General features: G+C 72.0%; 28 protein-coding genes and 1 riboswitch. Of the genes, 23 read left to right on the forward strand and 5 right to left on the reverse strand.

Features of this window, described 5'->3' with window-relative positions:
• The first annotated feature begins 2 nt into the window (after positions 1 to 2).
• From selB to O7617_RS28835, 4 genes are all read left to right on the forward strand, one after another.
• Positions 3 to 1757 (forward strand): selenocysteine-specific translation elongation factor, encoded by a 1755-nt coding sequence (gene selB / locus O7617_RS28820; protein WP_282259430.1) that lies wholly within the window; start codon positions 3 to 5, stop codon positions 1755 to 1757.
• Positions 1758 to 1800: 43 nt separating this feature from the next.
• Complete coding sequence (locus tag O7617_RS28825) at positions 1801 to 1998, forward strand: hypothetical protein (RefSeq protein WP_145781709.1); 198 nt, start codon at positions 1801 to 1803, stop codon at positions 1996 to 1998.
• Between the two features lie 75 nt (positions 1999 to 2073).
• A complete protein-coding gene (locus O7617_RS28830; RefSeq protein WP_282259431.1) occupies positions 2074 to 3351 on the forward strand; it encodes a hemolysin family protein in 1278 nt (425 codons plus the stop codon).
• Between the two features lie 73 nt (positions 3352 to 3424).
• The gene (locus O7617_RS28835; protein WP_036410487.1) at positions 3425 to 3610 is read left to right on the forward strand and encodes a hypothetical protein; all 186 of its coding nucleotides are present in this window, start codon (positions 3425 to 3427) and stop codon (positions 3608 to 3610) included.
• A gap of 4 nt (positions 3611 to 3614) precedes the next feature.
• Here O7617_RS28835 and O7617_RS28840 read toward each other — a convergent pair whose 3' ends face one another.
• Positions 3615 to 4265 carry a hypothetical protein gene (locus tag O7617_RS28840; protein WP_282259432.1) on the reverse strand — a complete coding sequence of 217 codons (651 nt, stop codon included), beginning with the start codon at positions 4263 to 4265 and terminating at the stop codon, positions 3615 to 3617.
• Between the two features lie 134 nt (positions 4266 to 4399).
• Between O7617_RS28840 and O7617_RS28845 the strand changes: the two genes are divergently transcribed.
• Entirely contained in the window at positions 4400 to 4603 is a 204-nt protein-coding gene (locus O7617_RS28845) for a hypothetical protein (RefSeq protein ID WP_278146074.1), read from the forward strand.
• Here the strand turns inward: O7617_RS28845 and O7617_RS28850 are convergent, their stop codons facing one another.
• The 3 genes from O7617_RS28850 to O7617_RS28860 form a co-directional block, all read right to left on the reverse strand.
• Positions 4604 to 5080: a hypothetical protein gene (locus O7617_RS28850; protein ID WP_282259435.1), complete on the reverse strand. Its 477-nt coding sequence runs from the start codon at positions 5078 to 5080 to the stop codon at positions 4604 to 4606. It abuts the gene before it with no gap.
• Positions 5077 to 5289, reverse strand: coding sequence for a phosphatidylethanolamine-binding protein (locus O7617_RS28855; RefSeq protein ID WP_088989541.1), 213 nt, complete (start codon positions 5287 to 5289; stop codon positions 5077 to 5079). The genes O7617_RS28850 and O7617_RS28855 overlap by 4 nt, the downstream gene beginning before the upstream one ends.
• Positions 5290 to 5424: 135 nt before the next feature.
• A complete protein-coding gene (locus O7617_RS28860) occupies positions 5425 to 6306 on the reverse strand; it encodes a universal stress protein (protein WP_282259436.1) in 882 nt (293 codons plus the stop codon).
• A 116-nt stretch (positions 6307 to 6422) separates the two neighbouring features.
• Here O7617_RS28860 and O7617_RS28865 point away from each other — a divergent pair, with 116 nt between their 5' ends.
• From O7617_RS28865 to O7617_RS28935, 15 genes are all read left to right on the forward strand, one after another.
• Entirely contained in the window at positions 6423 to 7169 is a 747-nt protein-coding gene (locus O7617_RS28865; RefSeq protein ID WP_282259437.1) for an SAM-dependent methyltransferase, read from the forward strand.
• A gap of 71 nt (positions 7170 to 7240) precedes the next feature.
• On the forward strand, positions 7241 to 8413 hold the full coding sequence (locus O7617_RS28870) for a PP2C family protein-serine/threonine phosphatase (RefSeq protein ID WP_282259438.1): 1173 nt from the start codon (positions 7241 to 7243) through the stop codon (positions 8411 to 8413).
• A gap of 53 nt (positions 8414 to 8466) precedes the next feature.
• On the forward strand, positions 8467 to 8931 hold the full coding sequence (locus O7617_RS28875; protein WP_282259439.1) for a MarR family transcriptional regulator: 465 nt from the start codon (positions 8467 to 8469) through the stop codon (positions 8929 to 8931).
• 292 nt (positions 8932 to 9223) lie between these two features.
• Positions 9224 to 9856 carry a CDP-alcohol phosphatidyltransferase family protein gene (locus tag O7617_RS28880; RefSeq protein ID WP_282259440.1) on the forward strand — a complete coding sequence of 211 codons (633 nt, stop codon included), beginning with the start codon at positions 9224 to 9226 and terminating at the stop codon, positions 9854 to 9856.
• Positions 9853 to 10797, forward strand: a complete 945-nt coding sequence (locus O7617_RS28885; protein WP_282259441.1) for a DUF881 domain-containing protein — start codon at positions 9853 to 9855, stop codon at positions 10795 to 10797. The genes O7617_RS28880 and O7617_RS28885 overlap by 4 nt, the downstream gene beginning before the upstream one ends.
• Positions 10794 to 11126, forward strand: a complete 333-nt coding sequence (locus tag O7617_RS28890) for a small basic family protein (protein WP_030327710.1) — start codon at positions 10794 to 10796, stop codon at positions 11124 to 11126. Before O7617_RS28885 ends, O7617_RS28890 begins: the two co-directional genes overlap by 4 nt.
• 10 nt (positions 11127 to 11136) lie before the next feature.
• Positions 11137 to 12141 (forward strand): DUF881 domain-containing protein, encoded by a 1005-nt coding sequence (locus O7617_RS28895; protein WP_282259442.1) that lies wholly within the window; start codon positions 11137 to 11139, stop codon positions 12139 to 12141.
• 60 nt (positions 12142 to 12201) lie between these two features.
• On the forward strand, positions 12202 to 12582 hold the full coding sequence (gene gcvH, locus O7617_RS28900) for a glycine cleavage system protein GcvH (protein ID WP_282259443.1): 381 nt from the start codon (positions 12202 to 12204) through the stop codon (positions 12580 to 12582).
• A gap of 215 nt (positions 12583 to 12797) precedes the next feature.
• Entirely contained in the window at positions 12798 to 13250 is a 453-nt protein-coding gene (locus tag O7617_RS28905) for an FHA domain-containing protein (RefSeq protein ID WP_007071101.1), read from the forward strand.
• A gap of 50 nt (positions 13251 to 13300) precedes the next feature.
• Entirely contained in the window at positions 13301 to 13999 is a 699-nt protein-coding gene (locus O7617_RS28910) for a MerR family transcriptional regulator (protein WP_282264895.1), read from the forward strand.
• A 185-nt stretch (positions 14000 to 14184) separates the two neighbouring features.
• A complete protein-coding gene (locus tag O7617_RS28915; RefSeq protein ID WP_088989552.1) occupies positions 14185 to 14649 on the forward strand; it encodes a bifunctional nuclease family protein in 465 nt (154 codons plus the stop codon).
• A gap of 192 nt (positions 14650 to 14841) precedes the next feature.
• Complete coding sequence (locus O7617_RS28920; RefSeq protein ID WP_282259444.1) at positions 14842 to 15438, forward strand: MerR family transcriptional regulator; 597 nt, start codon at positions 14842 to 14844, stop codon at positions 15436 to 15438.
• A 260-nt stretch (positions 15439 to 15698) separates the two neighbouring features.
• Entirely contained in the window at positions 15699 to 16097 is a 399-nt protein-coding gene (locus O7617_RS28925) for a group 1 truncated hemoglobin (protein ID WP_282259445.1), read from the forward strand.
• 2 nt (positions 16098 to 16099) lie between these two features.
• Positions 16100 to 17281 (forward strand): globin domain-containing protein, encoded by a 1182-nt coding sequence (locus O7617_RS28930; RefSeq protein WP_282259447.1) that lies wholly within the window; start codon positions 16100 to 16102, stop codon positions 17279 to 17281.
• Positions 17282 to 17333: 52 nt separating this feature from the next.
• Positions 17334 to 18032: a cell division protein DivIVA gene (locus tag O7617_RS28935; RefSeq protein WP_282259449.1), complete on the forward strand. Its 699-nt coding sequence runs from the start codon at positions 17334 to 17336 to the stop codon at positions 18030 to 18032.
• Positions 18033 to 18047: 15 nt separating this feature from the next.
• On the opposite strand, the gene O7617_RS28940 is transcribed toward O7617_RS28935, so the two are convergent.
• Entirely contained in the window at positions 18048 to 18704 is a 657-nt protein-coding gene (locus tag O7617_RS28940; RefSeq protein WP_282259450.1) for an NAD(P)H-binding protein, read from the reverse strand.
• Positions 18705 to 18818: 114 nt separating this feature from the next.
• Here O7617_RS28940 and O7617_RS28945 point away from each other — a divergent pair, with 114 nt between their 5' ends.
• The 3 genes from O7617_RS28945 (at position 18819) to gcvP (ending at position 24009) form a co-directional block, all read left to right on the forward strand.
• Positions 18819 to 19886 (forward strand): MerR family transcriptional regulator, encoded by a 1068-nt coding sequence (locus tag O7617_RS28945; RefSeq protein WP_282259451.1) that lies wholly within the window; start codon positions 18819 to 18821, stop codon positions 19884 to 19886.
• A 200-nt stretch (positions 19887 to 20086) separates the two neighbouring features.
• Entirely contained in the window at positions 20087 to 20932 is an 846-nt protein-coding gene (locus O7617_RS28950) for an NAD-dependent protein deacetylase (RefSeq protein WP_282259452.1), read from the forward strand.
• An 81-nt stretch (positions 20933 to 21013) separates the two neighbouring features.
• Positions 21014 to 21112: riboswitch (glycine riboswitch) on the forward strand.
• A gap of 74 nt (positions 21113 to 21186) precedes the next feature.
• Entirely contained in the window at positions 21187 to 24009 is a 2823-nt protein-coding gene (gcvP, locus tag O7617_RS28955) for an aminomethyl-transferring glycine dehydrogenase (protein ID WP_282259453.1), read from the forward strand.
• The last annotated feature ends 88 nt before the right edge of the window (positions 24010 to 24097 follow it).

Below are 24097 nucleotides of genomic sequence, written 5' to 3' on the forward strand. Positions count from 1 at the left end.
GCGTGTTCGTCGTCGCCACCGCCGGGCACGTCGACCACGGCAAGTCGACACTGGTCCGGGCGTTGACCGGGATGGAACCCGACCGGTGGGCCGAGGAACGCCGCCGGGGCATGACGATCGACCTGGGCTTCGCCTGGACGACGCTGCCGTCCGGTGGCACTGTCGCCTTCGTCGACGTGCCGGGGCACGAACGGTTCGTGCCGAACATGCTCGCCGGTGTCGGCCCGGTACCGGCGGCGCTGATCGTGGTGGCCGCCGACGAGGGGTGGATGCCACAGTCCGCCGAGCACCTCGCCGCGCTCGACGCGCTCGGTGTCGCGTACGGCCTGCTGGCGGTGACCCGCGCCGACCTGGCCGACCCGGGGCCGGCCATCGCCCGCGCCCGGGACGAGATCGCGGCGACCAGCCTCGGCACGGTGCCGGCGGTGGCCGTCAGTGGCCTGACCGGCGCGGGCCTGCCGGAGCTGCGTACCGCCCTGGACCGGCTCGCCGCCGGGGTGCCCGCCCCCGCGGTGGACGACCCGGTGCGTCTGTGGGTCGACCGCAGTTTCACCGTGCGGGGCAGCGGCACCGTGGTCACCGGCACCCTCGGCGGCGGACGGTTGCGGGTGGGCGACGAGTTGGAGCTGGCCGGTGCCGACGAACCGGTCCGGGTACGCGGCCTGCACGCCCTGGGGGAGGCCCGACCGGAGGTCACGGCGGTGGCCCGGGTGGCGGTCAACCTGCGCGGTACGCCCCGCGACCGCCTCGGCCGTGGCGACGCGCTGCTCACCCCGGGCCGGTTCCACCGCACCGACCTCGTCGACGTGCGGCTCACCGGCGATCCCGCGGCCGACCTACCGGCCACCCTCACCCTGCACGTCGGGTCGGCGGCGGTCCCGGTACGGGTCCGACCGCTCGGCCCGGACACCGTACGGCTGCGGTTGGCCCGTCCGTTGCCGTTGCTGGTGGGCGACCGGGCGTTGCTGCGTGACCCGGGTCGGCACCACGTGACAGGTGGGGTACGGGTGCTGGACGTGGCGCCGCCACCGCTGTCCCGCCGGGGTGCCGCGGCGGCCCGCGCGCAGGTCCTCGCCGAGTTGGACGGCCGCCCCGACCTGGCCGGGGAGCTGCGCCGCCGCCGGTTGGTCCGGGTCGGCGCGTTGATCCGGATGGGGGTGCCGGTGCACGTAGCTCCGGTGGCCGGTGACTGGTTGGCCGACCCGGCGCACTGGCAGCGGCTCGGCGAGCAGCTGGCCGAGGAGGTCGCCCGCTACGCCCGGGAACACCCGTTGGAACCCGGGATCCCGGTGGACGCGCTGCGCCGGCGTCTCGCGCTGCCCGACCGGGTGCTGGTCGAGGCGCTGGTCCGGCCGCCGCTGCGGATCCACGCCGGGCGGGTCGGGGCGGCGGGCGTCGACGCGTTGCCGGAACCGGTGGCCCGGGCCGTGCAGCGGGTCCGCGCCGAGTACGGCGACCGCCCGTTCCGGGCCCCCGAGGCGGACCGCCTCGTCGACCTGGGTCTGGGCCCCCGGGAGATCGGCGCCGCGGTGCGGGCCGGGGCCCTGCTGCGGCTCGCCGACAACGTGGTCCTGCTGCCCGACGCGCTCGACGGCGCGGTCCGGGTCCTGGCCGGGCTGCCGCAGCCGTTCACGCTCTCGGCGGCCCGGCAGGCGTTGGACACCACCCGTCGGGTGGCGGTGCCCCTGCTGGAGTTGCTGGACCGTCGCGGCGCGACCCGGCGACTGCCCGACGACGCCCGGATCGTCGTCACCTGAGCAACCGGCCCCGGGGTCGGCCGTGGTCGCCTACGGTGACGCCATGGACCCTTCCGCGGTCTGGCGGGACCGGCAGCACCAGTGGCGGATCGAGGCGTACCGGGCACCGGACCTGCGCTTCGCCATCTACGCCACCAACGGGCCCACCGAGTCCGTGCCGCTGTGGCTGTTCGGGATGACGGCGTTGGCCCGGTGGCTGATGACCCACTCCATCTCGCTGGACGACCTGGAGGTCGACTGAGCGGGTCGTAAACCGGGCCCGGAGTCGGCCGCGCTGCGGTTGAGTGACCTCAGGCGGCGGACACGGGGGTACGCGATGGGCGGTCAGCTCGGGCAGTTGGCGCTGGTGGCCGTCCTCGTGCTGGTCAACGCGGCGCTCTCCGGCAGCGAGATGGCGCTGGTGACGTTGCGCGAGGGGCAGTTGCGGCGGCTGGGTCGGCGCAGCCGCTCCGGTGACCGGTTGGTGCGGCTGTCCCGTGACCCGAACCGCTACCTGGCCACCATCCAGCTCGGCATCACCCTGGCGGGTTTCCTCGCCTCGGCGGCGGCCGCGGTGTCGCTGTCCGAGCCGCTGGTCGGCGTGCTGGGTTTCCTCGGCGGCGCGGCCCGCCCCGCCGCCGTGCTGCTGGTGACGGTGCTGTTGACGTTCGTCACGCTGGTGCTCGGCGAGTTGGCCCCGAAACGGCTGGCGATGCAGCGGGCGGAGCGGTGGGCGCTGGTGAGCGCCCGCCCACTGGACCTGCTCGCCCGCGTGTCCCGGCCGGCGGTGTGGCTGCTCAGTCGGGCCACCGACGCGGTCGTCCGGCTCGCCGGGGGTGACCCGCGGGCCAACCGGGAGGAGATGACCGAGGAGGAGTTGCGGGAGATGCTGGCCAGCCAGCGCGGGCTGTCCGCCCAGCAGCGGGAGATCCTGACCGGCGCGTTCGACATCGCCGGTCGTACGCTGCGCGAGATCCTGGTGGCCCGGCGGGAGGTGCTGACGCTGCCGGCCGACCTCGGGGCCGACGAGGGGGTTCGTCGGCTCGCCGCCGCCGGGCGCTCCCGTGCCCCGGTCACCGGGCCCGGCGGGCTGGACGAGGTGCTCGGTGTGGTGCACATCCGGGACCTGGTGCGGGCCGGTGCCGCCCCGGTGGCCGAGCGGGTCCGGTCGCCGCTGCTGCTGCCGGTGACCCTGCCGGTCGCCGACGCGTTGCGTCAGCTACGGCAGAGACACCAGCAACTGGCCCTGGTGGTCGACGAGCACGGTGGCATCGACGGCATGGTCACCATGGAGGACCTACTGGCCGAGGTGGTCGGCGAGTTGTACGACGAGACGGACCGCGACGTGCACGGCGTCGTGCGGGAGTCGGACGGGTCCCTGCTGGTGCCCGGGGACTTCCCGCTGCACGACCTGCCCGACCTGGGGGTGCGGCTGAGTTTCCCGCTGTCCCGCGACTACACGACGGTGGCGGGGTTGGTGCTGGCCCGGCTGCGGCACCTGCCCGGTGAGCCGGGGGAGACGGTGCGTCTTCCCGGGTTGACCCTGGAGGTCGTGGAGGTCGCCGACCGGGCCGTTCGTCGGGTGCGGTTGCGGGGTTTCGTCAGCGACCGGTGACTTGTCACCCGACCAGGGGACACAAGCCGCGAATCAGGGCGAAAGCCGATCGTGCCGGGCTAGCGTGCGACACGTGAAGGACCGAGGGTTGCGTACGTTCGTCACGGTGCTGGCCGGCCTCGCGGTGATCTACTTCGGTAGCGCCGGCCGCAGCCCCGAGGAGGGCCGTGGCATCTCCGGCGGCGTGGTCGTCCTCGCCCTGCTCGCCGCCCTGCTGGTGTGGCACCTGACCCGCCCCGGAGACAAGACGGTGAAGTGAGCGCTCAACGGGCGGCGACGCGGGTGACCTCGCCCGCCGACTCCTCGCCGAGCGCCACCCGGACCAGCGCCGAGGCGAGACGCCCGAAATCCGGTTCGTCGACGAGCCCGGCCAACCGGTCCGGGGATCCCGGCAGACCCAACCGCTTCGCCCCGGCCAGGGCCCGACGGTCGGCGTACGGGCGCAGGTCCGACCAGACCGCCTGTGCTTCGCGCAGGTAGATGTCCGCGCCGGTCGGGCCGATGCCGGGGAACTCGGTGAGCCGCCGACGCAGCCCGACCGGGTCACCCTCGGCCTCGCGGTGCAGCCGCCGCAGGTCACCGTGCCAGCGGTCCAGGCACAGCCGGGCCCCGGTGCCGAGCATGGTGGCCGTCCGCTCGTCGTAGCGGCGGTAGTGGCCCCGGCCCAGCGCGTCGACGCGCTGCTGCCAACCGGCCGCCTCCATCGCCTGCGGGGTGCGATAGCCCGCCGCGAACAGCTCCCGCGCGGCGTCCACCGCCACGCACGCCCGGATCCGGGTGCTCAGCAGGGTGGTCAGCACCAGCAGCTGGTACAGCGGGCCGGGTCGGTCGGACAGCCGGATCCCGGCCTCCTCCGCGTACGTGCGGCCGCGCCGGTCCAGCAGGACCCGCACCACCGTTCGATCGTTGCCCACGGCGAACGGTTACCCGGTTTGGCACCGGCTAGCCGTCCCGGCCGTACCCGAGGCCGGAATGCCCCCGGGGCGGGCGGGTATGCCGACGGTGGAGGCGGTCGATGCCGCCTGCCGTACCCGGAAGGGAGACACCCGTGACGAACCCGCAGCAGCAGGAACTCCGCCGCAACGCGCTGGGCGCGACCAGCCAGGACAACAAGGGCCCCGCCCCGGGCGGGCACCCGGCCAACCGTGGCACGTCGCGCGGCGACGCCGGTCGACCGGTGCCCAAGGGCCAGGTGTCGCCGTACGGCCCGGCCGGTGAACCCGTGGCCGAGGACGACAGCGACACCCGTTGATCAGCGACCGCGACCGGACGGCCGCCGCAGCCTGTTCCAGGTGGCGGCGGCCGTCAGTCCGTACGCGAGGTGCGGGATGATGTCGGAGATCCAGTCGGAGCGCCGCCAGGTGCGCGGGTCACTGATCCCCAGCGCGGTGATCGACCCGTCCGTCATCGTCATCACACCGGCGCCGAGCAGACCGGTCGCCACCGGCAGGGGTTGCCGCCGGTCGCCCGCGTAGAGCGCGAACGCGACACCCGCGGCGATGCCCAGCCCGTAACCGATCAGGGGCCCGAGGCCGGAGCGGCGGTTGGCCCTCCGGTCCCCGGACCCCAGATCCACGTGGGCGATGCCGGCCAGCTTGTCGACGGTCTCCTGCGGCACGTCGCTCTCCGGACGCCCCCGAAGTGCCATGTCGAGGTAGCTCACCACGTTCAACGCGGTGCTCCCGACGGCGCCCGCGATGGCGCCGTCGGCCACGTCGACCCTTCTCACTTCGGGTCGCCCGGTTCGCGCTCACTCTTCGGGCCGTACGTGCGGTCACCGCGCACCACGCCCCGTTGGCCGCGATCCTCCTGCAGGATCCGGTTCGCGACCTGGTTGGCCTTGCCGTCGGGCACCCGGCGTCCGGAGTCGTCGATGGCGTTGCGCAACCGCGCCCGCTGCTTGTCGTACGCGTTACTGCCCGGCCGTGGTCCTGGCATCTGCTGCCTCCTTCGTCGGCGGTCTGGGCGTACGGCGGCCGTCTACCCGTCTGCCGCCGGGCCAACCCCGTGCCGGCGCGGCCCGCGGACCAGACGGCCGCCGCGCTAGTGCGGCCCGCGAACCACAGGGCCGCCCTAGTGCGGCCCGCGGACCACGGCGACCGGGCACTGCGCGTGGTGCAGCAACGACTGGCTCACCGACCCCAGCAGCAACCCGGACACCTCCCCGCGCCCCTGCCCACCCACCACCACCAGTTGGGCGGAGCGGGACTCGTCGGCGAGCACGCTGCCCGCGCGTCCGCGCACGGCCCGGCAGGTGAGTCGTACCGTCGGGTGGCGCTCGGTCAGGCCGGTCAGCCACCCGGCGAGCATCCGCTCCTGCTCGGCGTGCAGCTTCGCGTCGTCGTACACCAGGGGTTGCATGTCGCCGGGGCCGCTGCTGCCGGGGTGCCGGTAGGCGTGCACCGCGACCAGTGGCACACCCCGGGACACGGCGGTCTCGGCGGCGAAGTCGACGGCGACGCGGGCGGCCTCCGACCCGTCCACCGCGGCCAGCACCGGCTCGTCGGGTCGTTGCGCGCCGCGGGCCACCAGCACCGGGCAGTCGGCGTACGCGGCCACCTGCACCGCGACCGACCCGACCACCAGCGCGGAGAAGCCGCCCAGGCCACGGTCGCCGAGCACGATGAGCGCCGCGGTGGTGGACTCACCCACGAGTACGGCGGCCGCCTCGCCGTCGATGATCTCGCCGCTGATCGACAGCCCGGGTGCTGTCGCCTCGGCCTCGGACACTGCGGCCTCGACCAGTTCCTCGGCCCCGTGGCGGAGCCCACCGCCCGGTGGCGCACCGGGGGCGGGGGCGGTCGGCACGTGCAGCAGCGGCCAGATGAAGCCGTGCACGACCCGCAGTGGTCGGTGCCGACGCGCGGCTTCGGTGGCGGCGAGGCGGACGGCCCGCAGCGCCGGCTCCGAGCCGTCCACGCCGACCACCACCGCCGCGTTGTTCGCCGAGTTCACCGCCCACCTCCCGTCGCGGCCAGTATCGCGGGCCCGGACGCCTCCGCGTCGCGATACCGCCGAGCGCGTCGCTGTCGGTACGCTGGCGACGACCGGCCGGGGAGGGGGCGTCGTCGATGGATGGACCAGACCAGCCGAGCACCGCGCGAATGATCGACTTTTGGCTCGGTGGGGAGCACCACTTCCCGGTCGACGTGGCCGCCGCGAGCGCGTTCGAGCAGGCGTACGGGTCGTGCGCGCCGGTGTTCCGGGAGCTGCGGGCGTTCCTGGGCCGGGCGGTGCGGGCGATGGCCGACCAGGGCGTGGACGGTTTCCTGGTGTTCGGCGCCGGGGTGCCGACGAGGGGCAACGTGCACGAGGTCGCCACCGACGCGACGGTGCTCTACACCGACGTCGACCCGGTCACCATCCGGCTGGGCCAGAGCATCCTCGCCGGCAGCGACCGGGCCGGCTACGGCTTCGGTGACGCGACCGACATCGGCACGATCGACCCGGCGCAGCTGCACCGCTTCGTGCCGGGCTGGGGGCGACGGCCGGTCGGGGTGGTCTTCCTCGGGCTCGCCGCGTTCCTCGACGACGACACGCTGACCCGCACGCTCGACGAGTTGTATGCCGCCGCGGCGCCGGGCAGCCTGCTCGCCGTGGACTTCGACACCGAGGAGTTGGCGGGTCACCCGCAGGCCCTGGCGATGATGGGGCCGCAGTTCCGGATGCGTCCGCCGGCGGCGTTCGCGCCCCTGCTGGGTCGTTGGGCGCCGACGGAGGACGGGATCGTCCCGGTCACCGACTGGCGGCCGGAGGGTCCACCGCCGCGGGTGCCCGACGCGTTCCACGGCGTGCTGGCGACCCGGGGCGGCGACTGACCGCGCGGATTCGGCGTCCGGGGGCGTCCGTATGATGCTTGCCCTGTAGCAAGCTTCTTGAGAGGACGACCATGGTGGACGTGCCGGACGTGGTGTCGCGCGCGCTGCGCGACGCCCCGCCCGACCAACTGGCGGAGGCGGCGGACCGGGTGATCCGGTCGACGATGGGTGCGCTGCGCACCGACGTGTTCGTCGCCGACTACCGGATCAGCGGGCTGTGGCCGCTGCTGGATCCGGACCTGCCGGCAGCGGGTTTCCTGGCCTGTCACACCATGGCGCAGCGCTGTTTCAGCAGCCAGCAGCCGGTGCGCGACGGCGAGGGTCCGTGCCGGCTGTACCTGCCGTTGACGGTGTGGGGGGAGCGGCTGGGTGTGCTGCTGATCGAGCTTCCCGAGGTGCCCGGTCCGGCGGTCACCGGCCGCGCGACGGACGTCGCCGGCGCCCTGGCGGTCGCGATGCGGGCGGCGGACCGGGAGACCGACCGTTACCGGCGGGCACGCCGCCGGGAGCGGCTCACGATGGCCGCCGAGATGCAGTGGGACCTGCTGCCCGGTCGTAGCGTGGCGCATCGGGCGTTCGACCTGGCCGGTCAGCTCGAGCCGGCGTACACAGTGGGTGGTGACCACTTCGACTGGTCGCTGGACGGTGACCGTCTCACCCTGACGGTGCTCAACGGCGAGGGCAGTGGTCTGGCCGCGTCGATGCTGACGTCGGTCACGGTCAACGCGATGCGCAACGCGCGTCGGTCCGGCGGCGGCCTCGTGGAGCAGGCCGAGCTGGCCTCGGACACCGTCTTCTACCAGCACCGGGGCCAGCGGTACGTGGCCACCCTGCTGCTGGAGGTGGACACTCGCACCGGTCAGGTACGGGCGGTCGACGCCGGCTCCCCGCACCTGCTGCGGATGCGGGGGCCCGTGGTGGAGCAGATCAAGCTGGACCAGCAGTTGCCGCTGGGGATGTTCGCCGAGACCCGTTACGAGGTGCAGGAGTTGCACCTCGAACCGGGTGACCGCCTCTTCGTGGTCAGTGACGGGGTGTGGGCCGCCGAGCCGCCGGGGCGGGAGCCGTACGGGCAGCGCGTGATGGCGCGTTCCCTGCGCGCCACACGGTTGCAGCCGGCGGCCGAGGCGGTTGGTACGGTGATGCGCGAGCTGCACGCTTATCACGCGGAGTCCGATCTGCGCGACGACGCGGTCGTGGTCTGTCTGGACTGGCGCGGTCCGCGGGAGCGGGGCAGCGGGTGAGGGCCGCCGTTTCGCCGGGCGGCCAGCAGCGCGACGACGGCAGGGGACATCGGGTGGAGCGACCTGCGGATCTCGCCGCGGCGATCACCGCGGCTGCCGAGGCGTTGATCGCCGTCCTCGACTCGGCCGCGTCGCGCCACCAGTTGCCGCCGACCCAGTTGCGGGTGCTCACGCTGATCAGCAGCCGGCAGGAGACGAACGTCAACGGGCTGGCGGAGTTGCTGGACGTGGTGCCCTCGTCGGCGAGCCGTCTGTGTGACCGCCTGGAGGCGACCGGGCTGTTGCGCCGGGTGGCCGATCCCCGCGACCGGCGCGAGGTGCGGCTGGTGCCGACTCCGGCGGCGTTGACCCTGTTGGAGGAGTTGGCCGCGCGGCGGCAGCGTGCGGTGCAGGCGGTGTTGGACCGGATGCCGACGCGGACGCAGCACGATCTGCTGCTGGCGTTGGTCGGGTTCGCCCGCGCGGCGAAGCAGCCGGCACCCGAGCCGCAGGTCGATCCGGCGGTGCAGACGGCGTGAACACGGCCCGGCTCCCACTAGTGTCCTAGGACGCTCTACGCGTGGTGATCCACGCCACAGTGCGGCAAAGCCGCACCGGACGGCACGCGGCGGCACCTGGAGCTCGGCGCAAGCCCGATATAGTGACAGCGCACGTACCGGCCCGCGATCTCGAGATCGCGGGCCGTGTCAGGGGAGGGGCCCCGCCCGGGGCCGCAGCAGGGGGAGCCGGCGGTGGCCGGCCCGACAACGCGTACGCCCCTCAGCCACGCCAGACGTCGGCCGGGGCCCCGCGTGCCGTGGAGGAGGATCGGTGTCGCGTCGGCCGGCTCGGGCAGAGCAACCGCCGGACACCGGTGACCAGACCCCCGGCAACCAGGTGCTCACCCTGCCCAACCTGATCAGCTTCGGACGGCTGCTGGGTGTCCCGCTGTTCCTCTACCTGTTCCTGGTCACCCGGGCCGACGTCGCGGCGATCGTCGTGCTCGCCATCGGCGGCACCACCGACTGGGTCGACGGTTGGATCGCCCGCCGCCTGCGCCAGGTGAGCCGCCTCGGTGAGTTGCTCGACCCCCTCGCCGACCGGCTCTACATCCTCGCCACCCTGGTCGCCTTCACCGCCCGCGAGATCGTGCCGTGGCAGTTCACCGCGGCCCTGCTGGCCCGCGAGCTGCTCCTGCTCGGTTCGCTGGCGGTGCTGCGGCGCTACGGCTACGGGCCGCCGCCGGTGCACTACGTGGGCAAGACCGCCACGTTCCTGTTGCTCGCGGCGTTCCCGGTGCTGCTGTTGGCCACCGAGTGGAGCGCCGGGGCGACGGCGACGGCCGCGATCGGCTGGGGGCTGGCCTGGTGGGGGTTGGTGCTCTACTGGGTGGCCGGCGCGATGTACGTCGTCCAGGCGGCGCGGTTGGTGCGCGCGGCCCGCGGCCCGGGGGCGGCGGCGTGAGCGCGCCGCGGCTCGGGAAGCCCGGCCAGGACCGGGTGTACGCGCCGGACTTCCTCACCGAGCTGTTCCGCAACCCGCTTGATCCGGGGTACGCGGACGCGGCGGCTGCCCGTCGGCAGTCGGCGGCGTCCGGGCCGGTGCGGGGGTGGCGGGGCTGGTCGTCGCGGTCGGTCAGCCTGGTCGTGGTGGTGATGCTCGGTTTCCTGTTCGCTGTCGCTTACCGGCAGACGATGGAGGACGAGCCGGGGCGCAGCCAGGCCCGTTCCGGGTTGGTGACGCAGATCAAGGAGCGGGAGAGTCAGACCGACCGGTTGTCCACGCGGGCGGACCAGCTGCGCGAGGAGGTCAGCCGGCAGCGGGACGCGGCGTTGAGCGGTTCGGCGGCGGCGCGGCTGCGCAACCTGGAGGCGAGCACGGGGCTGGGTCGGGTGCGTGGTGACGGTGTGGTGGTGCGGTTGGCTGACGCGCCGGACAACGCGGACGCGGTGACCGGTGCTGGTGCCGGCCCGCCGCGGGTGCTCTACAGCGATCTGCAGGGGGTGGCCAACGCGTTGTGGAGTGCCGGCGCGGAGGCGATCGCCATCAACGGGCAGCGGTTGACGTCGACGTCGACGATCCGGTCGGCGGGTGAGGCGATGTTGGTGGATTTCCGGCCGGTGACCGGGCCGTACGAGGTGTCGGCGATCGGGCCGGGTTCGATGCGGCGCAAGTTCGAGGACAGTCGCAACGCGGCGCTGATGCGGGAGGTGTCGCAGAAGACCGGGTTGTCGTTCGGGGTGCGGGAGTCGGACGACCTCACCCTGCCGGCGGCTCCGGAGCCGCAGCTACGCTACGCCAAGCCGTCGGTCAGTCCGAGCCCTTCCGCGTCGGGTGTCCGGTCCGGCAGTCCCGGGTCGTCCGGTCCGACGACGACCGTTAGCCCCTCCGGAGGTGGCCGATGATCGCGGTGCTGGCGTTGCTCGCCGGGGTGGTGCTCGGTGTGTGGCTTGATCCCACGGTGCCGGCGGCGTTGCAGCCGTACCTGCCGATCGCGGTGGTGGCCGCGTTGGACGCGGTGTTCGGTGGGGTGCGGGCGAGGTTGGACCGGATCTTCGACGACAAGCAGTTCGTGGTGTCGTTCATCTCGAACGTGCTGGTCGCCGGTCTGATCGTTTATCTGGGTGACCAGTTGGGGGTGGGCGGGCAGTTGTCCACCGGTGTGGTCGTCGTGCTGGGTGTTCGTATCTTCGGCAACGTGGCGGCGATCCGTCGGCACCTGTTCCGGGCGTAGGTTGGTTGCGATGAGTGACGAGCAGACGGACACGGGGACGGGGTGGCCGCAGCCGGCGGGTCCGGCGCGGCCGGGTGGGCCGGCGGGTGAGCCGGATCCGCGGCCGGATGCGCCGGATCCGGACGAGTTGAGTCCGTTGGCGCCGCAGGAGGAGCCCGGCGAGCCGAAGCCGGCGTCGGGTGACGAGGCTGTGGTGGAGCCGGTCGACGACGGCGCGACGGTGGACCTGAGCGCGGTGCCGCGGTCGGGGGAGCCGGTGTCGGGTTCGGACGGGTCGGCGGAGCCGGTGGGGGAGTCCGCGCCGGTGGTGGCCGGCCGGTCCCGGTTGACCACGGCCGGGGTGATGATCGTCGCGTTGCTGGTGTTGTTGGGTTTCACGTTGGTCGTGCAGTTGAAGACGACGTCGACGGACCCGACGTTGGGGGCGACGCGGCAGGAGGACCTGGTCCGGATTCTGTCGGATCTGGATGCGCGGGAGAACCGTCTTCAGCAGGACATCCGCGCTCTGGAGGACAGTCAGCGGCAGTTGCGGTCGGGTGAGCAGGGTCGTCAGGCGGCGTTGGACGAGGCGACGCGGCGGGCGGACGAGTTGGGGATCCTGGCGGGGACGTTGCCGGCGGTGGGTCCGGGCCTGACGGTGCAGTTCGATTCGGGTGTCAAGCCGATCACGGCGAACCGGGTGTTGGACGCGGTGCAGGAGTTGCGGGGCGCGGGCGCGGAGGCGATGCAGATCGCGGGTGGTGACCGGGCGACGGTGCGGATCATCGCGTCGACGTACTTCCTCGATGGGGACAACGGGTCGTTGGTGGTGGAGGGGCGTCGGTTGACGGGCCCGTACACGATCACGGTGATCGGTGATCCGGCGACGATGCGTACGGCGTTGAACATTCCTGGTGGGGTGGTGGCGTCGGTCCGGGGTGGCGGCGGTAACGTGACGTTTGGGGAGCGTGAGGTTGCCGAGGTTTCGGCGCTGCACGTGCCGATCAAGTTGGAACACGCCCGTCCGGTCTCCTGACCGGCGCGGCCGCGCCGGACCCGGGTGGTCCGGGGCACCGATGGATGAAGGACGCGTCTGGTGATTCCTGAGGATCTGCGATACACCGCCGAGCATGAGTGGGTGGCGGGTGACGGCACGGGTGTGATCCGGGTCGGCATCACGCACTTCGCGCAGGACGCGTTGGGTGACATCGTGTACGTGCAGTTGCCCGAGGCGGGTGCGGTGGTCGCGGCTGGCGACTCGTTGGGTGAGATCGAGTCGACCAAGAGTGTGTCGGAGATCTACGCGCCGGTCGCGGGTACGGTCGCGGCCCGTAACGAGGCGTTGGGTGACACGCCTGAGCTGATCAACACTGATCCGTATGGTGCGGGTTGGTTGGTGGAGATCACGCCGAATGATCCGACGGCGACGGATGGGTTGCTGACGGCGGGCGCGTATCAGAAGATCACCGAAGGCTGAGTGAGCTTGTTCCGGCGCGTGGGCTGTCTGCGCGCGTCCGGTTGCCCTGCATTTCGGCGCTGGCTAGGCTCGCCCAGTCGACCGAGAACCCAAATAGTTGAGCGTTGCGGAATTGCCTTCCCGGGCACGGGGAGCCAGCCGCCGGGTGTTCACGTGCCCGGCGGCCAGACCCGCCATTACCCGACGCCGACCGAACAGATCCGTGAGGTGGTCCCATGACGCGGCCAGACGACGAGTTCCCCCCGCTCGACGTCACTTCGACGCTCAATCTCGGTTCGCTCGACGAAGTGCTGGAGGGGCCGGACACCGATGTGGTGCCGAGCCGGATGTCCGGTTCGTTGCCGCCGGGTATGGCGCTGCTGGTGGTTCGTCGAGGCCCGAATGCGGGTGCCCGGTTCTTGTTGGACCACGATGTGACGACCAGTGGCCGGCATCCGGACAGTGACATCTTCCTCGATGACGTGACGGTGTCGCGTCGGCACGCGGAGTTCCACCGTGACGGTGGGACGTTCACGGTGCGGGACGTGGGTAGCCTGAATGGCACGTACGTGAATCGTGAGCGTGTCGAGGCGGCCACGTTGAGCAATGGTGACGAGGTTCAGATCGGTAAGTTCCGGGTGGTGTTCATCGCCGGTCCGCGCCCGGAGGAGGAGGCCGGCCGGGGGTGAACGAGCCTGCGGCCTCCACGTCACCCGGTGCGGCCCGGTCTCAGCCGCTGATGAGCATCGGTGAGGTGCTCGGGCAGTTGCGGGTGGATTTCCCGGACACCACGATTTCGAAGTTGCGGTTCCTTGAGGCCGAAGGGCTGGTCGAGCCGCAGCGGACGGCGGCGGGTTACCGGAAGTACAGCTGGGACGATGTGGCGCGGTTGCGGTTCGTGTTGACCGCGCAGCGGGACCGGTATCTGCCGTTGCGGGTGATTCGTGAGCAGTTGGCGCAGTGGGATTCGTCCGGTGAGCAGCCGGAGAGGTCGCGGCCCGCGTTGGTGGCTGTCGGTCCCGATGGCGAGGTGCCGGGTCGTGAGTCGGAGCCGGCCGAGTCGTCGCAGGTGCGGCTCGGCCGGGCGGATCTGGTGGCGCGCAGTGGGATCGACGAGTCGACGTTGGTGGAGTTGGAGCGGCTCGGTGTGTTGGTGTCGGATCCGCCGGGTTGGTATGACGCGGATGCGTTGATCATCGCGTCGGCGGTGGCGGGTTTGGCGTCGTACGGGTTGGAGCCGCGGCACCTGCGGGGTTATCGGACGGCGGCGGACCGTGAGGTTGGTCTGTTCGCGCAGTTGGTGGCGCCGTTGGTGCGGCAGAGTGATCCGGCGGCGCGGGCGCGGGCGGCGGAGACGGCGCGGGAGTTGGTGGCGTTGTCGGAGCAGTTGCACGCGGCGTTGGTGCGGGTGGGTCTGCGGTCGACGTTGGGTCGTTGACGGTGTCCGGTGGGTGGTGGCTGAGCGGAAAGATCTCTGCCGGGAAGCGTGCCGTAGGCTTGCCGGGGTAACCCCTTTCCGGCGCGGGCGTGGTGCTGTAGCGCATGGGACGGCCGTGTCGCGGTCCGTGTACCGTGCAGGGAAGGGCGCGGTGCGGCGTAGGTGACAACGACACGGAGGCGGCGGTGCGCGAGCTGAGCGTGGTCGGAGTTCGGGTGGAGCTGCCTAGCAACCAGCCGATCGTCCTGCTCAGGGAGGTCGAGGGGGACCGCTATCTGCCGATCTGGATCGGTGCGGTCGAGGCGACGGCTATCGCTTACGAGCAGCAGGGGGTCAAGCCGGCCCGGCCGTTGACTCACGATCTTCTGCGGGATGTGTTGGCGGCGTTGAAGGCGCCCTTGCAGGCGGTGGAGATCACCGAGCTCAAGGAGAACGTGTTCTACGCGGATCTGTTGATCGGTGACGGGGTGCGGGTGTCGGCGCGGCCGAGCGATTCGATCGCGTTGGCGTTGCGTGTCGGTGCGCCGATTCGTTGTTCGGAGCAGGTCCTCAGCGAGGCGGGGATCGTTATCCCTGACGAGCAGGAGGACGAGGTGGAGAAGTTCCGCGAGTTCCTGGACCAGGTGCGTCCGGAGGATTTCGCGGGCTGAGGTGGGCTTCGCGTCCGGGGTGTCACGGTCGGTGACGCCCCGGTGGTGCGGTTGGTGATCTTCTCGGTGGCTGCGCGGCGTGTCGCGTCGGTTCCTCCGTGGTAACCCCTGAAGGTGGCTATAGGGTTGCCGTGTCGAGGGGTGCGCGTCCCGGAAACGACGCGTCGCCGCACTGACGGGGAGGTTGTCCGGATGCACGAGCCGCAGGATTCCGATCCGGGTCGAGAGTGGGATGGGCCGGGTGCCTCGTCGCCGCAGGCGGCGGTCGAGGGTGAGGGTTCGGTTGGCTACCGGGGTGTGACGGCCTGCCACGCGGTGGGCATCAGTTACCGGCAGTTGGATTACTGGGCGCGGACGACGCTTGTGGTGCCGAGCGTTCGGGACGCCTCGGGTTCGGGGACGCAGCGGTTGTATTCGTTCCGGGACCTGGTGGTGTTGAAGGTCGTGAAGCGGTTGTTGGATGCGGGGGTGTCCCTGCAGAACATCCGTAAGGCGATCGAGGCGTTGCGGTCGCGTGGTGTGGAGGATCTGGCGGGGATCACGCTGATCTCTGATGGGACGACCGTGTATGAGTGCCGGTCTCCGGAGGAGGTGGTCGACCTGTTGCAGGGGGGCCAGGGCGTTTTCGGGATCGCGATCGGTGGGGCTTTCAAGGAGATCCAGGGGTCGTTGTCGCATCTGCCGGCGGAGCCGGCGGCGAGTGGCCCGGTGGAGCCGGCGGTGGCGTCCGATTCGGATCCGGTGGGTGACGAGTTGGCGGCCCGGCGGGCGCGTCGGCGGGCTGGCTGAGCGTTCCCATTTCCCGGTCTTTTTCCGGTTGGTTTTCTCGCGACCCTCGGTGACGGTGGCAGGGGTCGGTGGGTGTGTGCGGTCCATTGTGGATACGGTGTGTGTCGTCGTGGTGGCCGATTGTGGATTTACCTGCGGGTAGTGGTGACGGAGCGTGTCAGCGCTCTGTCGGAAATCCGATACGGGGGCGCTGACCGGAGGCGTTTGACACGCTATGGTCCCTGACGGTTCTGGACCCTTCACCCCCCGGAGGAACGACCGTGACGGTTACGGAAGAGACTGCTCCCGCTTCGCACTACGACCGTATTGGTGGTGCCAGTTCGGTCAAGGCGGCGGTTGAGCTGTTCTACGACAAGGTGCTCGTGGACCCGGAGTTGGCTGGTTACTTCGCCGATGTGGACATGGTGGGTCAGCGGCGGCATCTGACGTTGATGTTGACCACGGTGTTGGGTGGTCCCAACGAGTACGCGGGTCGTGGGTTGGCCGAGGCGCACCAGCCGTTGAACATTCCGGTGGAGCACTACGCGAAGGTGGGTGAGCACCTGACGGTGACGCTGACCGAGCTGGGTGTGCCGGCGGACATCCTGGCTGATGTGCAGACGGTGCTGGGGCAGGTGCAGGACCAGGTGGTGGCCCGCGAAAACCGGTCGGGCGCCTGAGCGTGGACGCGGCCCGACTCAAGCAGAGCTGGTCGCTGGTCGCCGCGCACGGTGATCAGGTGCCGCTCTACTTCTACTCCACGTTGTTCCTGGCGCATCCCGAGACGCGGCAGATGTTCCCCACGAACATGGCCGGGCAGCGGGACCGGCTGGTGACCGCGTTGGGTCACATCGTGTCCAACGTGGACCAGGTCGAGCACCTGGTGGGTTTCCTGCAGGATCTCGGCGCCGATCACCGCAAGTTCGCGGTCCGCGCGGAGCACTACCCGGCTGTCGGTGAGGCGCTGGTGGCGACGTTGCAGCATTTCCTCGCCGAGCAGTGGACCGACGAGTTGGCGGCGGACTGGACGGCCGCGTACGGGTTGGTCGCGCAGGTGATGACGGAGGCCGCGCAGGCCGCCGAGGCGGTGAATCCGCCGTGGTGGGTGGCGGAGATCGTGGCGCACGAGCGGCGGGCGTTCGACGTGGCGGTGTTGACGGTGCGCCCGCAGTATCTGTTGCCGTTCACCCCCGGCCAGTCGGTGGGGGTGTCGCACCCGTCGGTGCGGTCGTGGCGGTACTACTCGCCGGCGAACGCGCCGCGTGCGGACGGCACGTTGGAGTTGCACGTGCGGGCCGCGCCGGGTGGCGCGGTGTCGTCGCGGTTGGTGTACGGGTCGGCGGTGGGTGATCGGATCCACCTGGCGGCGCCGGTGGGGGACCGGCTGTCGTTGTGGTCGGCGGGTTCGAGTGACCTGCTGCTGTTGGTGTCGGGCACGGGGTGGGCGCCGGTGAAGGCGTTGGTGGAGCAGGTGGCGGCGGAGGGTTCCCGCCGTCGGGTGGACCTCTACGTGGGGGCTCGTTCGCGTAGCGAGTTGTACGACAGTGAGGCGATCGACAAGTTGGCGGCGTCGCACCCGTGGTTGACGGTGACGTACGTGGTGGGTGCCGACGTGCACCGGCCGGGGGAGTTCGTGCAGGCGGTGGATCGGGCGTTGGCCGACGGTGACTGGCGTTCCCGGCACGTGTTCGTGTGTGGGTCGGACGAGATGGTTTCGCACGCGGTGCAGACGTTGGTCCAGGCGGGTTTCCACCCGGGTCAGGTGCATCACGAGGGCCTGGGTTCGCAGTGGTACGGCTCGGCCTGGCGGACGGCGGTGCAGGAGACGACCGCCGGTGACACTTCGGGAGGTGGGCTCAGGTGAGCGCACGGAGTGAGCTTGCAGGTCCCGTAGTCGCGGACGGAGGCGGGAACAGGTGAGCGCGACCCCGATCAGCCGGTACGACGGTGTGCAGATTTCCGGCGGTGTGCAGGTGCGGATGACCGCCGATCGGGTCCGGCGGTGGGAGTTCGGGTCGGCGTCGTTCGCCCGGCGTGGGTACGACAACGCGGACGTGGACCGGTTCCGGATGCAGGTGGCCGACGAGTTGGACCTGTTGGCGACGCAGATCGCGACGTTGCGGGCGGAGAACGAGCGGCTCAACGACCGGGTGGAGCTGCACCGGCACGGGGTGATTCCGAGTACGGGGGCGGCGGCGAAGGTCCCGGCGGCGCGGGAGGTGAACCTGCTGTCCGCGGCGCAGCGTGAGGCGGAGCAGATCATCGCGCAGGCGCACGACTACGCGCGTCGGGTCGCCGAGTACGCCCGGGTGCAGTACGAGAGCTACATGCACGCCGCGGAGGCGGAGGCGAAGCAGGAGGCGGAGCGGGCGGTGGCGGAGTACCGCAGCGCCGCGGGGCCGAGCTTCGACGACACGGTGGCGACCCGGGAGGCGTTGCGGATCTTCGGCGAGATGATGGTGTCGCACATGCAGGCGGCGGCGCGGCATCTCGACGACGGCAGTGAGCATCTGGCGCGCACGATGGACCGGATCGCGGCGGAGACGCCGGGGGCGCCGTTCGCCGCCGGTGCGACGGCGGGCCGGTCGGCGTTGCCTCGGCACCAGCAGCGCTGACCGCGCGGGGCCCACTCAGGTGGTGGCGGCGCGGACGGCGTCGGCGATCGGGGTGGGCCCGGCGACGACTTCCAGGGTCGTGCCGGTGGTGCGTTGTTCGTCGAGGAGCGCGGCGAGGACGTGGGCGACGTCGGCGCGGCTGATCGCGCCGCGTCCGGCGTGCCGGGTGAGGGTGACGGCGGCGGTGGGCGGGTCGTCGGTGAGGCGGCCGGGTCGCAGCACCGTCCAGTCCAGGTCGCGGTCGCGGAGATCGTCCTCGGCGGCGCGTTTGGCGCGCAGGTACGCCGCCCACACGTCGTCGGTGCCGGCTGCCGGTGGGTTGTCCACGCCCATCGAGGAGACGAGCAGGTAGCGGCGGACACCGGCGCGGGTGGCGGCGTCGGCGAGGAGCGCGGCGGCGGCCCGGTCGACGGTGTCCTTGCGGGCGGCGCCGCTGCCAGGGCCGGCGCCCGCGGCGAAGATCACCGCGTCGGCGTCGGTGAGGTGTTCGGCGAGTGCGGTGACCGTGGTGTGTTCCAGGTCGCAGACGACGGGTGTGGCGCCGGCGGCGCGTACCGTCTCGGTCTGCGCGGGGTTGCGGATCAGCCCGACCGGGGTGTCGCCGCGTTCGGCGAGGCGACGGTGCAGCAGCAGGGCGATCTTGCCGTGACCTCCGGCGATGACGACACGCATGCGTTCAACCTACCGGCGGTGTGGGAGCCGCCGCAGTGGGCTTGACCTTGACCTTCGGGGAAGGCTCAACCTGGGTGTGCCGGTCACCGTGGCCGGTGCGAGGAGGTTGTCGACGTGGGGCTCATGACCATCGGGGCGTTCGCGCAGGCGGCGGGTCTGACGCCGAAGGCGTTGCGGCTGTACGACCAGGTGGGGCTTGTGCCGCCGGCCGCTGTCGACGCGGAGTCCGGGTATCGGCTCTACGACCCGGCGCAGGTGCCGTCGGCCCGGTTGGTCGCGCGGCTGCGGGGCATCGGAATGCCGTTGGCGACGATCCGCGTCGTGTGTGGGTTGGATCCGGCGGCGGCGGCCGAGGCGGTCACCGCGTACTGGCGGCGGGTCACCGCTGACACGGCGGCACGCGCCCGGCTCGCGACCCTCCTCGTGGACCACCTGTCCGAAGGGGGTACCACCATGTCCGATCCGAGTACGGCGGTCGTCGTCCGCTACGCCGCCTGTTGTGACACGGGGTTGGTGCGCGACAGCAATGAGGACGCCGTGTATGCCGGTGACCGGTTGTGGGCCGTCGCCGACGGCATCCGGGGGCCGCGCGGTGCTGCCGCCAGCGCCGCCGCGATCGAGGCGCTCACCCCGTTGGCGCTGGTGGATTCACCGGCCGTGGATCTGGTGGCGATGCTCGCCGCAGCGGTCGCCGACGCCGACCGGAGTGTGCGCGGGTTGGCGACCGGCGACGACCAGCCGGGCACCACGTTGACCGTGCTGCTGCGCAGCGGTTCCCAGTTGGCCCTCGCGCACGTCGGTGACACCCGGGCGTATCTGCTGCGCGATGGTGAGTTGTCGCTGCTCACGCAGGATCACACCTGGGTGCGGGCGCAGGTGGATCAGGGGCGGCTCGACAGTGCCGAGGCCGCCGTGCATCCGCAGCGGGCGTTGTTGGTCCGCGCCCTCGGCGCCGGGGCGCAGGTCGAGGTTGACCTGGCACTGCGAACCGCGCGGCCGGGTGACCGGTACCTGCTGTGCTCGGACGGGTTGTCCGCGGTCGTCGACCGGGACGCGGTGCGGTCGACGTTGGCCGCGCCCACCGACCCGGAGCAGACGGTGCGGGCATTGGTCGAGTCGGCGCGGGCGCAGGGGGCGCCGGACAACATCGCCTGCGTCGTCGCCGACGTCGTCGCCGGGTAGGCGGCGCGGTTGCTTCCCGCCGCCGGGCCCGTGCGGGGTTCGGCCGACGTCGTCGCCGGGTTCACGGCGCGGCACGTCCACCGCCGAACCTCTGCGGGGTTCGGCCGACGTCGTCGCCGGGTTCACGGCGCGGCACGTCCACCGCCGAACCTCTGCGGGGTTCGGCGGTGGGTGGCGGGTTGAGGCAGCATGGAGGGGTGATGGAGAGCCTCGACGCGTTGACCTCGCTGGTGGCCGGGGGTGGGGTGGTGGTGCTCAGCGGTGCGGGCCTGTCCACCGAGTCGGGCATCCCGGACTACCGGGGCCCGAGTGGGGTGGCGCGGCGGCACACGCCGATGACGTACCAGGCGTTCACCCGGGATCCGGTGGCCCGGCGGCGGTACTGGGCGCGTAGCCACCTGGGGTGGCGGTTGATCGCCGGCGCGGCGCCGAACGACGGGCACCGGGCGGTCGCCGGGTTGCAGCGGGCCGGTCTGGTCGACACGGTGATCACCCAGAACGTCGACGGTCTGCACGGTGCGGCGGGCAGCACGTCGGTGATCGAGTTGCATGGCCGCCTGGACGAGGTGACGTGCCTGGACTGCGGCAACCTGACCTCCCGGGAGGAGTTGGACCGCCGGTTGCGCGAGGCGAACCCGGATTTCACGGCCCGGGTCGCCGGGGTCAACCCGGACGGTGATGTGGATCTCCCCGATGAGCAGGTGGCGGCGTTCCGGACGGTGGACTGCGGGATCTGCGGCACCGGCATGTTGAAGCCGGACGTGGTGTTCTTCGGCGAGACGGTGCCGGCGCAGCGGGTGGCGCGGTGCTTCGCCGCCGTGGAGCAGGCCCGGTCGTTGCTGGTGCTGGGGTCGTCGTTGACGGTGATGTCCGGGCGGCGTTTCGTGATTCGGGCGGCGAAACAGGGCATCCCGGTGGCGATCGTCAACCAGGGGCCGACCCGTGGTGACGGGCACGCCCGGGTGTGCGTCGATGCGCCGCTGGGTGTGGTGTTGCCGGAGTTGGCCGCGCGGGTCAGTGGCAGCGCGGCGACCGTGGGGGTGTGACCGGCGGCGGGGTGACCGGCACGGGCCGGGGGTAGGACATCTGGCGGTAACACCGGCGCTGGTAGCGTTGTCGGTGCCGGTAACACCCACGTGGGAGAGACCGCCCGAGAGCACGCAGGGCGGCGCCGAAGGGGCAAATCCTCCCCGGAACCTCTCAGGCAAAAGGACCTCGTGGGCAGGCACTGTGGAGCGCCGCTCGTGGGTGTGACAGAGGGGGAGGCCGACACGTCGACCTCGCCCCGGGAGCGCCACCCATGACCGTAGAGCAGTTCGCCACCCGTCACATCGGTCCCGGCCCCGACGACGAGCGTCGGATGTTGGAGGTCGTCGGGCACGACTCGATCGACGAGCTGATGGACGCCGCGATCCCCGAGGTGATCCGCTGGCACGGCACCCTCGACCTGCCGGACCCGGCCACCGAGGCCGAGACGATCGCCGAGCTGCGGGCCCTGGCGGCCCGTAACACCGTCGCCGTCTCCATGATCGGCCTGGGGTACCACGGCACGCACACCCCGGCGGTGATCCGCCGCAACGTCCTCGAGGACCCGGCCTGGTACACGGCGTACACGCCGTACCAGCCGGAGATCAGCCAGGGCCGCCTGGAGGCGCTGCTGAACTTCCAGACGATGGTCACCGACCTGACCGGGTTGGCCACCGCGAACGCCTCCATGCTCGACGAGGGCACCGCGGCGGCGGAGGCGATGACCCTCGCGCGCCGCGCGTCCAAGAGCAAGAGCCCGGTGTACGTGGTCGACGCCGACGCCCTGCCGCAGACCATCGCGGTCATCACCAGCCGGGCGCAGCCGCTGGGCATCGATGTGCGGGTCCTCGACGTCGATGCCGACGAGTTGCCGGCGGAGTTCTTCGGCCTGCACCTGCAGTACCCGGGGGCGTCCGGGGCGGTCCGCGACCACGCGGGCCTGGTCGAGGCCGCGCACGCGGTGGGGGCGCTGGTCACCGTCGCCGCGGACCTGTTGGCGTTGACGCTGCTGCGGGCGCCGGGGCAGATCGGGGCGGACATCGCCGCCGGCACCACCCAGCGTTTCGGCGTACCCATGGGATTCGGTGGGCCGCACGCCGGTTACCTGGCGGTGCGCGCGGGCCTGGAGCGGATGCTGCCCGGGCGTCTGGTCGGGGTGTCGCGCGACGCGGACGGCAACCCGGCGTACCGGTTGGCGTTGCAGACCCGGGAGCAGCACATCCGGCGGGAGAAGGCGACCAGCAACATCTGCACCGCGCAGGTGCTCCTCGCGGTGATGGCCGGCATGTACGCCGTCTACCACGGCCCGGACGGGTTGCGGGACATCGCGTCGCGTACCCATGCGATGGCGGCGCGGCTCGCGGCCGGGCTGCGCGCCGGTGGCGTCGACGTCGCGGACGTCGCGTTCTTCGACACCGTCACCGCGCGGGTGCCGGGCCGGGCGTCGGCCGTCGTCGCGGCCGCCGCGCAGCGGGGCGTGAACCTGCGGCTGGTCGACGCCGACCGGGTGGGTGTGTCCTGCGACGAGACGACCACCCTCGCGCACCTGGCCCTGGTGTGGGAGGCGTTCGGGGTGGCCGCGTTCGACGGCGACGTGGACGCCACCCTGCCGGTCGACCTGGCCCGCACCACCGAGTTCCTGACCCACCCGGTGTTCCGCAGCCACCACTCGGAGACGGCGATGCTGCGCTACCTGCGGCGGCTGTCGGACTTCGACTACGCCCTGGACCGGGGCATGATCCCGCTCGGGTCCTGCACGATGAAGCTGAACGCGACCACCGAGATGGAGCCGGTCTCCTGGGCGGAGTTCGCGCACATCCACCCGTTCGCGCCGGACGACCAGACCGTCGGGTACCGGGAGATGATCGGCCAGTTGGAGTCGTGGCTGGCCGAGGTGACCGGCTACGACGCGGTCAGCGTGCAGCCCAACGCGGGTTCGCAGGGTGAGCTGGCCGGGCTGCTGGCGATCCGCTCCTACCACGCGTCGCGGGGCGACACGCACCGCGACGTGTGTCTGATCCCGTCGTCGGCGCACGGCACGAACGCGGCGTCGGCGGTGATGGCCGGCATGCGGGTCGTCGTGGTGGCCTGCGACGACGACGGCAACGTCGACCTGGTCGACCTGGACGCGAAGATCGACAAGCACCGGGACGCGCTCGCCGCGATCATGGTGACGTACCCGTCGACGCACGGCGTGTACGAGACGGGCATCGCGTCGCTGTGCGCGAAGGTCCACGACGCCGGCGGTCAGGTGTACGTCGACGGGGCGAACCTCAACGCCCTGGTCGGCTTCGCGAAGCCGGGTAAGTTCGGGGCGGACGTGTCGCACCTGAACCTGCACAAGACGTTCTGCATCCCGCACGGCGGCGGTGGCCCCGGCGTCGGGCCGGTGGCGGTACGCGCGCACCTGGCGCCGTTCCTGCCCGGTGACCCGTTGGGCGCGCACGCGGACGCGACGCCGGCGATCTCGGCGGCGAAGTACGGGTCGGCGGGGATCCTGCCGATCCCGTGGGCGTACCTGCGGATGATGGGCGCCGAGGGCCTGACCCGGGCGACCGGTGTGGCGGTCCTCGCGGCGAACTACGTGGCGGCGCGTCTGCGGGGGCACTTCCCGGTGCTGTACGCCGGCAACAAGGGCCTGGTGGCGCACGAGTGCATCCTCGACCTGCGGCCGTTGACGAAGGCCACCGGGGTGACAGTGGACGACGTGGCGAAGCGGCTGATCGACTACGGCTTCCACGCGCCGACGATGTCGTTCCCCGTCGCGGGGACGCTGATGGTGGAGCCGACCGAGAGCGAGGACCTGGCCGAGCTGGACCGGTTCTGCGACGCGATGATCGCGATCCGCGCGGAGATCGAGCAGGTCGCCTCGGGGCAGTGGCCGGCCGGGGACAACCCCCTGGCGAACGCGCCGCACACCGCGGCGATGGTCAGCGGTGACGAGTGGCCGCACGCGTACCCGCGGTCGGTGGGCGCGTACCCGGCCGGGGTGGACCGGGCTGGGAAGTACTGGCCGCCGGTGCGGCGCATCGACGGCGCGTACGGCGACCGGAACCTGGTCTGCTCGTGCCCGTCGCCGGAGGCGTTCGAGGACTGAGTGGCGACGGGCGTGCCGGGGCGGGCGGTGCGAGCCGCCCCGGCAGCCGCTGCGACCCGGGGAACGACCGGGCCGATCGCGGCTATTC

This window comes from Micromonospora sp. WMMD1155 (assembly GCF_029581275.1).
Classification (GTDB): domain Bacteria; phylum Actinomycetota; class Actinomycetes; order Mycobacteriales; family Micromonosporaceae; genus Micromonospora.

What these genes read in the sequence shown, in the direction of transcription:
- O7617_RS28940 (WP_282259450.1), bottom strand. Translation starts at nt 18,704, where the DNA reads ATGCGTGTCGTCATCGCCGGAGGTCACGGCAAGATCGCCCTGCTGCTG.
- O7617_RS28905 (WP_007071101.1), top strand. Translation starts at nt 12,798, where the DNA reads ATGACGCGGCCAGACGACGAGTTCCCCCCGCTCGACGTCACTTCGACG.
- O7617_RS28910 (WP_282264895.1), top strand. Translation starts at nt 13,301, where the DNA reads ATGAGCATCGGTGAGGTGCTCGGGCAGTTGCGGGTGGATTTCCCGGAC.
- O7617_RS28920 (WP_282259444.1), top strand. Translation starts at nt 14,842, where the DNA reads ATGCACGAGCCGCAGGATTCCGATCCGGGTCGAGAGTGGGATGGGCCG.
- gcvP (WP_282259453.1), top strand. Translation starts at nt 21,187, where the DNA reads ATGACCGTAGAGCAGTTCGCCACCCGTCACATCGGTCCCGGCCCCGAC.
- O7617_RS28890 (WP_030327710.1), top strand. Translation starts at nt 10,794, where the DNA reads ATGATCGCGGTGCTGGCGTTGCTCGCCGGGGTGGTGCTCGGTGTGTGG.
- O7617_RS28855 (WP_088989541.1), bottom strand. Translation starts at nt 5,289, where the DNA reads ATGCCAGGACCACGGCCGGGCAGTAACGCGTACGACAAGCAGCGGGCG.
- O7617_RS28870 (WP_282259438.1), top strand. Translation starts at nt 7,241, where the DNA reads ATGGTGGACGTGCCGGACGTGGTGTCGCGCGCGCTGCGCGACGCCCCG.
- O7617_RS28895 (WP_282259442.1), top strand. Translation starts at nt 11,137, where the DNA reads ATGAGTGACGAGCAGACGGACACGGGGACGGGGTGGCCGCAGCCGGCG.
- O7617_RS28865 (WP_282259437.1), top strand. Translation starts at nt 6,423, where the DNA reads ATGGATGGACCAGACCAGCCGAGCACCGCGCGAATGATCGACTTTTGG.
- O7617_RS28950 (WP_282259452.1), top strand. Translation starts at nt 20,087, where the DNA reads ATGGAGAGCCTCGACGCGTTGACCTCGCTGGTGGCCGGGGGTGGGGTG.
- O7617_RS28830 (WP_282259431.1), top strand. Translation starts at nt 2,074, where the DNA reads ATGGGCGGTCAGCTCGGGCAGTTGGCGCTGGTGGCCGTCCTCGTGCTG.
- O7617_RS28825 (WP_145781709.1), top strand. Translation starts at nt 1,801, where the DNA reads ATGGACCCTTCCGCGGTCTGGCGGGACCGGCAGCACCAGTGGCGGATC.